The organism is Gemmatimonadota bacterium (genome assembly GCA_026706845.1).
Taxonomy (GTDB): Bacteria; Latescibacterota; UBA2968; order UBA2968; family UBA2968; genus VXRD01.
The window spans coordinates 1-7,129 of sequence record JAPOXY010000003.1 but is presented as its reverse complement, the minus strand read 5'-3'; the positions used below and the strand labels follow the sequence as shown (position 1 = coordinate 7,129).

Genomic DNA, 7,129 nt, shown 5'->3' with positions numbered 1-7,129 from the left:
GCATCAATCACAGGCTTGATACACAAGCCCTAAACTCTCCACCGAAGCGGGGTAACTCCAAAAATTTTCCTCTCGCAATTTCTGATTATCGGTTCTGAGAGGTGTTAAACTTTTCGATTTCCTTTGCTAGGACGTGGAGCTTGTGAGCGAGCAGGAGTTGTGTGTAGAGTAACGCTGACTCAAACTGACCATGACCGCGGGCTTGTTCGAGCAATAAGTTTACTGTGATGGCCAAATCGCCAGACTCAACCTTGTCTAAGATTTCCTTCTCTACCAGTTTGTCCATTTTGCCCCTTTCTGATTATCGAATCTGATAACCGTTAAGCGTTTCCAACTCCTTCATCAACATATTCTCATAGCCATAAACTATAACGCTTTATAGCCCCGGCCCTTTTGTATATAATTCCCTCTTCCCGACGCGTTCTTCCGAGACTCCGACTCATTGAAACACCGTTTTCCGTTCCACCTGCTGCAGCGGGTCGTCCCTTACCGGAACCTCGACCTGTATGACGCCGATCAGATTGAGGTCGAGCCGAATGTCGAGCGCCACCTCTGGCCGGTTATGCGCCACATGCTCAAGGAGTACTACGCCATGGTGTCGTCCCTCGACGACCAGCTCGGCAGGATTGTCGCGGCGCTCGATGACCTCCATCTACGGAAAAATACGACGATTATCTATACGTCCGATCACGGCGATCTGGTGGGCAGCCATTCAACCGGGCGCTATCGCAGCAAGAGCCTGCCGTACCAGAATGCGTACCGGGTGCCGTTGATCATTGCGGGTGCCGACATCCCTCCAGGAACTGAAGTCGATACGCCCGTCGGCAGTGTCGATTTGCTCCCGACAATTCTCGATCTTGCCGGGCTTCCTTCAGCCACAGACCTGCCTGGCCGCTCTATGAAAGTGGGAGTCGATGGCCGAATCGGGTCCGAGTCTGACGTGGTGTTGATGGGACTGCACAACTGGCGCGCCGTCCACGACGGCAGATACTGTTATGCCGTGTTCTTCGACGCAGACGAGAGCACGCTGTTGATCGATACCGAACGCGATTCTTACGACATGGACAATCTGTTGGAACGGTTTGAGTTGTACCCCGCGGGCGTGCGACTCCACCGGCAGCTTTGCGAGAAACTCCGTGAAGTCGGCGATCTGGACGGTCTGGAGCGCGTCCCCGCTCGGTATGAATTTCAGTGATCTCTTCCTAAAGATGAGAGCTATTTTGTCGGATCGTCCGATACCCGAATAATAAGCTTACCAAAATTTTCACCCTTGAGCAGACCGATCAAAGCTGCGGGCGCGTTTTCCAAACCATCGACAATATCTTCCTTGTAGCGCAATTTGTCTTCGCGAATCCATCCGCCTAAGGTGCTAAAAGCTTCTTCTCTTTGGTCCGCATAGTCCGAGACAATGAAACCCCGAAAGGTGAGCCGTTTGGTGAGAATCTGGCGCAGCATATAATGCATCTGGTTGGGACCGGGTGGCAATCCCGTATCATTGGCAATGGCGATGGTGCCACATACGGGTATCCGGGCAAAGGGGTTGAACAGCGGCAACACTGTCTCAAACACCTTGCCAGCCACATTCTCAAAATAAACATCAATCCCGTCTGGACAAGCACCGGCGATTTGTTCTTCAAAATCGCCGGCTCTGTGGTTCACACACGCATCGAATCCAAACGCATCGGTAACATACTGGCATTTTTCTTCAGACCCCGCGATGCCCACGGCCCGCGCGCCTTTGATTTTGGCGATTTGCCCAACTACCGAACCCACGGCTCCCGAGGCAGCCGCCACGACGACTGTCTCATCGGGTTGCGGTTTGCCGATATTGAGCAGCCCCGTGTATGCGGTCATGCCCGGCATGCCCAGCACGCCCACTGAGGTAGAGATCGGCCCCCAGGCCGGATCGATCTTGCGCAGCGCCTTTCCGGGGAGAGCGAAAAGGGATTGCCACCCGCCCTTGCCCTCCACGATGTCGCCCTCGGCAAATTCCGAATTGTTTGAGGCGATCACCTTTCCCACGCAGCCGCCCTCCATCACCGTGCCGAGTTCGACCGGTTTGGCATAGTTTTTCGCCTTACTCATCCTGCCGCGCATGTAGGGATCCAGCGAAAGATAAATCGTCTGGCACAAAACTTCACCCTCACCAGGGGCAGGCACGTCGGATTCCACCAACTGGAAATCACCCGGTTTCGGTTCTCCTTCGGGACGGGCAACCAGCAAGATTTGACGGTTTTTTAGATCGGACATATGTATTCCTTTATCAAGTTCAAATGCGTGCGAATTTTTGCAGTCGATTGGGTAGGCGGGGCACTTCGGTGACGTAAATATCACCGCGACTATCAACGCAGATGCCGTGCGCAGGATCGATAAATTGCCCGGGACCTGAGCCTTCCTCACCCCATCGTGCCAGCAGAGCACCATCCAGGTCAAAAATGCTGACGCGCTGGGGAGATTCGGCAATATAGACAATATGATCTGCATCGATGTGAATGTTATTCGGAGATTGGATATCTGTCCACTCCTCCAGAAAGTTACCATCAAAATCGAAAAGCTGAATGCGGTGGTTTTCCCGGTCGCTTACAAGCACGCGGTCGCGTGGGTCAATGCACAAATCGTGCGGCAGGGCAAACTGGCCGGGTCCCGTGCCTTCCTCGCCCCAGGAAAGAATCCGTTCGCCTTTCGCTGAAAAACGATGCACCCGGTGCTGGCCGTATCCGTCCGAAACAAAAATCTCACCTGAGGGAGCGGCCATTGCCTTGGTTGGCCTGTTGAACGGCTCGCCCGGTGAACCTGTCTGGCCTGGCATACCCAGGGTCTGAAGCACTTCTCCATCCGTGCTGAAGATACGCACAGTATGATCGTCAACATCCGCACAATAAATCCGATCTGCCGGGTCGATCCAGATATTGTGCGGATTTGAGAGCACATCATCACCCCATGTACCGAGAAAGCGACCTTCCGAATCGTAAACCAGAATACCCGCAGGCTCTCGCAGGGTGACATAAACGCGATCCTGCGAGTCAACTGCCACATCGGGCACGACCCCACCCATCTCTTTCCCTTCGGGGCCTCGTCCCCATCCTTCAACAACGCGGTATTGATAAGTTGCCACTGTGTACTCCTTTCAGATATGCTCGACTACCTGTCCAGTTTAACCCAATCGGGCCAAACGCTGGCAAAAAATGCTCGCTGGATGCCCCGTACGCTCTCTCCGCCGTCAACAACGAGATTGGAGCCTACACTGAAGTTGCCGGCTTGCGAAGCGAGAAAGATGGCCATGCCTGCGATGTTTTCCTTCTCTCCAACCCGTTTGCCTGGAATGCTCTTCTTCATCTCGTCTGTGTGATCCCGAGCCACCTTATTCAAATCGCTGGGAAAATCGCCAGGGGAGATGGTATTGACTTGAATCCCTTCCCAGGCCAAACTATCACCCAGGTGTCGGCCCAAATGGATCACACCTGCTTTGCTGGCTCCGTAGGCATAATTATAAGCTGTGTTGAGTTTACCACAGCCGTCGATAGACGCGATATTGATCACATTTCTTGGGGTTTCTGGCGAGGCCCCCACGCGCAGGAATGGCAGAAATGCCTGGGTCATAAAAAAGATGCTTTTGAGATTGAGGTCCATCACCGCGTCCCATGTTTCCTCTGTCACATCCTCAATTTCCCTGCGGCCGTCGCTGATTCCAGCGTTGTTGATCAAAATATCGAGCGACTGTTCCTGTTCGCCGTAGGCATTTGCCAGCGCCTTGATTCCGGAGACTGAACTTACATCGGCTGCGATATACTCGCAGGAGCCGATTTGTGCAAGTTCCTCCTGTTTCTTTTTCAAGACATCTTCTCTGCGCGCGACAATGTAAACCTTCGCCCCAAAATTGACAAAGCCTTCGGCTATCATCGCTCCGATGCCAGTCGAACCACCAGTCACCAGTGCGGTTTTTCCCTCCAGTGAAAATAGATCTCTCATTTTCGATTCTCCGTAAGTTGGGCAATCTGTCTTCCTGATCGCCGTTCTGATTACGCATCCCACCGCCACGTATTGCGACAGGCAAGCCGTGGATAATCATTTGTGTTCTTGCTTCCCGCGTGTACAAAAAAGTTCTGGTAAAACAGAATGTCTCCACGCTTCGCCACCACTTCCACACCTTCGCCAATATCCACCTTATGCATATCCGAATTCACGTCCCACAGATAGGGGTACTTCTCTGGATTGCTCTCTGCAAGACCCCGCATCTTTTTATGTGAACCCGGCCATCCAAACGTGCAACCCCCATGCGATTCTGTATCACTCAAATACAAAATTGAATGCACACTGATTGGAATCGGAAACGTCACATTAAACTTCTCCCGGTTGGTTCCGCCATCGAAGTGAGGTTTCTGGTGGCTCCATTCACCTTCCGTGGGAAACGTGTTTTGCGTCAGGATATCCTTCGGCGCGTGGATCTCCTCGCGTCCCACACCCGTCAATTCAGAAAGTGCGGCCAAAATATCATCCGTATAACACGTCAGGATATCCGGCGCGCCCAATCTTCGATTTTCCGGCAATGCGCGATGCCGTTGATTAATCGCATGCGCCGACACGCGGTCCCAGGTTTCAGGATCGTCAGGGTCCATTTCTAAAGCCGCCCACATCGCGTCTTCACCCTTGCGGGCTACATCCTCAGGAATCAAACCCGACGCCAGCAAATACCCTTCTTCGCGAAACTGCTTCTTCTGCTCATCTGTCATTATTTACTCCTAATTCTGTTGCGCAGGCCTGTTTCTATTTCTCCGAGGTCTTCTAATCCTCGGCGCCATCTGGCTTCTCCAGACCTTGAATTTTTTTTGTAGTCGCTGAACAATTTCCGGTTGCTGGTTTGCCAGATCATTTTTTTCACCTATATCTGCATTCAGATCGTACAATTCCAGCTTCTTAGACCTGCTAAATGTAAGCTTCCATTTCCCTTCTCGAATCGCCCAGGTTCCCGAATCGCCATCCCAATACAACGCATCGTGCAATGCCCCTTCTGTTTTACCTTGCAAGACTGGCAACATATTTTTCCCATCGTAGATACGGTCTTCGGGCAATGGGATGCCAATAGCTGCACAGACAGTCGGCAAAATATCCATACAAATAACCGGTTCATCACACACACCACCTGCTTCCAAATGCCCTGGCCAGGACACGAGAAACGGCACGCGTAGCCCTCCCTCATAGACATTTTGCTTGTAACCGCGCAGGGGCATATTGTTTGCATTTGTGGCCCTTGCACCACCATTATCGGAAAAATAAAAGATGAGTGTATTTTCCCACACGCCATTGGTCTTGAGCGCTGCCACCACATCGCCAACAGCGATATCCATTCTTTTGAGCATGCCCATCAAGATATCGCGTTTGGAATCTCCTGTGTTAAATTGTTTGATGTCCTCTTCGGGAGCTTGCAGCGGTGCATGCACGGCATTAAAGGGAAGATAAAGAAAGAATGGGTCGTTTTTGTTCCGTTCAATGAAGCCAACAGCCTCTCGGGCCAGATTATCGGTCAAGTACCCGGTATCATTGATAATCTCGTTATTTCGATAGATCGCATTATGGGCGTTGTCCTCTTTATAATTCAAATCAAAATAGTCGTGCCCTCCATGCCCTAAAAATCCGTAAAATTCATCAAATCCACGGTTGTTCGGATGATATTCAGGCGTCAAACCCAAATGCCATTTTCCAAATATACCCGTTCTGTACCCCGCTTTTTTGAGCAGGTCTGCGAGTGTAATTTCATCAACCGGCATACCGGCGCGTGAGTCACTGGCTGTGTAAAAACCAAAGCGCTGTTGGTATCGCCCGGTCATCAAACCCGCCCTGGTGGGCGCACATACAAAGGCACTGGCATATCCATTTGTCATTCGAATGCCCGAGTTGGCCAGTGCGTCGATATGTGGTGTATAGACTTCTGCGGGATGTGCCTGGTAACTCACATCACCAAAGCCCTGGTCATCTGACAAAATCACCACAATGTTTGGACGTTTGGCATCTTCGGCCCATACTAAAGGATTTACTATCATTCCAGACACTCCTATTCCCAACGTTTTTAAAGCGGTGCGTCGATCCATATTGTAACGCTCCTTTATCTGAGGCCATGAAGGGAACCGCTAACTAAATTCCTACTCATAGACCATCTCCCCGGTCTTGTGGTTCTCGATCCAGTCCCGGTCGAACTCCACTCCCAGCCCTGGCCCCTCCGGCACTTCGACGCAGCCGTTCTCGTCAACCGAATCCAACTCGTCGAGCCAGCGTCTTTCTGGATAGACCGCCGGCTTGGTATCGGGCACCAGGGGATGCACCAGGCCCAGTTCGTAGTAATTGGCGTTGCGCAGGGTCGCCATGATATGCCGGTGCGCCAGATTGCCGCCGTGCAACTCCACGTCCAGCCCGTGTGCCTCGGCCATAGCAGCGATCTTCATTACCCCGGTGATGCCGCCGTCGGTCTGGGCGTTGGCGCGTACGAAGTCGGTGGCGCCGGCAGTAATCGTATCGGCTTTGGCTTCAAGTCCGCGCACGTGTTCGCCCATCAGCATCGGCGTATTGATCAGCTCGCGCAACTTGGCGTGGGCAAAGCGCGAAAAGCCGCCGCCCCTGAACGGGTCTTCATACCACATATAGCGCGCCTCATCGCAGGCGCGGCCCACCTTGAGCACGTCCTCGAATGTGGGAAAACACCCGGCCGGATCGAGCAACAGGTCCATATCGTCGCCCACCGCTTCGCGGATGGCTAATACCGCCGCTACCTCGCGGTCGATCGGCCCGTTGATCCAACCGTGGATCTTAAAGGCCGGATAGCCGTATTGCTCCTTGCAGCGCAGCGCGAATTGCGCGAAGTCGTCCGGCGTCGTCAAACCGCCGTTTTCGTCGCCGTGGTAGGTCGAAGCGTAGGCTGGCAGCTTCTTGCGCCACCCCCCGCCCAAAAGTTCGTAGATCGGCGCGTCGTAGAGTTTGCCAGCGAAATCCCACAGCGCGATATCTACTGCGCCCGGAGGCGTGCCGTCCTGCCCGCGACGCGAGCGTTTGAGGTCGTGCCAGATGATCTCGCGGTCCAGCGGATTGCGGCCGAGCAAGTACTGCGCCGGGCGGGAATCGATGCCACCGGACGCAATGC

General features: G+C 53.1%; 7 protein-coding genes. 1 reads left to right on the top strand and 6 read right to left on the bottom strand.

From position 1 onward, the window contains the following. Positions 1–442 precede the first annotated feature (442 nt). On the top strand, positions 443–1,195 hold the full coding sequence (locus OXG87_00190; GenBank protein MCY3867936.1) for a sulfatase-like hydrolase/transferase: 753 nt from the start codon (positions 443–445) through the stop codon (positions 1,193–1,195). Positions 1,196–1,215: 20 nt separating this feature from the next. On the opposite strand, the gene OXG87_00185 is transcribed toward OXG87_00190, so the two are convergent. The 6 genes from OXG87_00185 to OXG87_00160 all read right to left on the bottom strand — a co-directional run. Further along, complete coding sequence (locus OXG87_00185) at positions 1,216–2,250, bottom strand: NADP-dependent oxidoreductase (GenBank protein ID MCY3867935.1); 1,035 nt, start codon at positions 2,248–2,250, stop codon at positions 1,216–1,218. A 19-nt stretch (positions 2,251–2,269) separates the two neighbouring features. Next, on the bottom strand, positions 2,270–3,115 hold the full coding sequence (locus OXG87_00180; protein MCY3867934.1) for a peptidyl-alpha-hydroxyglycine alpha-amidating lyase family protein: 846 nt from the start codon (positions 3,113–3,115) through the stop codon (positions 2,270–2,272). A gap of 26 nt (positions 3,116–3,141) precedes the next feature. Continuing rightward, positions 3,142–3,969 carry an SDR family oxidoreductase gene (locus tag OXG87_00175; GenBank protein MCY3867933.1) on the bottom strand — a complete coding sequence of 276 codons (828 nt, stop codon included), beginning with the start codon at positions 3,967–3,969 and terminating at the stop codon, positions 3,142–3,144. 50 nt (positions 3,970–4,019) lie between these two features. After that, complete coding sequence (locus OXG87_00170) at positions 4,020–4,730, bottom strand: phytanoyl-CoA dioxygenase family protein (GenBank protein ID MCY3867932.1); 711 nt, start codon at positions 4,728–4,730, stop codon at positions 4,020–4,022. Between the two features lie 9 nt (positions 4,731–4,739). Beyond that, positions 4,740–6,038 carry a sulfatase gene (locus tag OXG87_00165; protein ID MCY3867931.1) on the bottom strand — a complete coding sequence of 433 codons (1,299 nt, stop codon included), beginning with the start codon at positions 6,036–6,038 and terminating at the stop codon, positions 4,740–4,742. Between the two features lie 99 nt (positions 6,039–6,137). Beyond that, a partial coding sequence (locus tag OXG87_00160) for a mandelate racemase (protein MCY3867930.1) occupies positions 6,138–7,129 on the bottom strand: 992 nt, incomplete at its 5' end.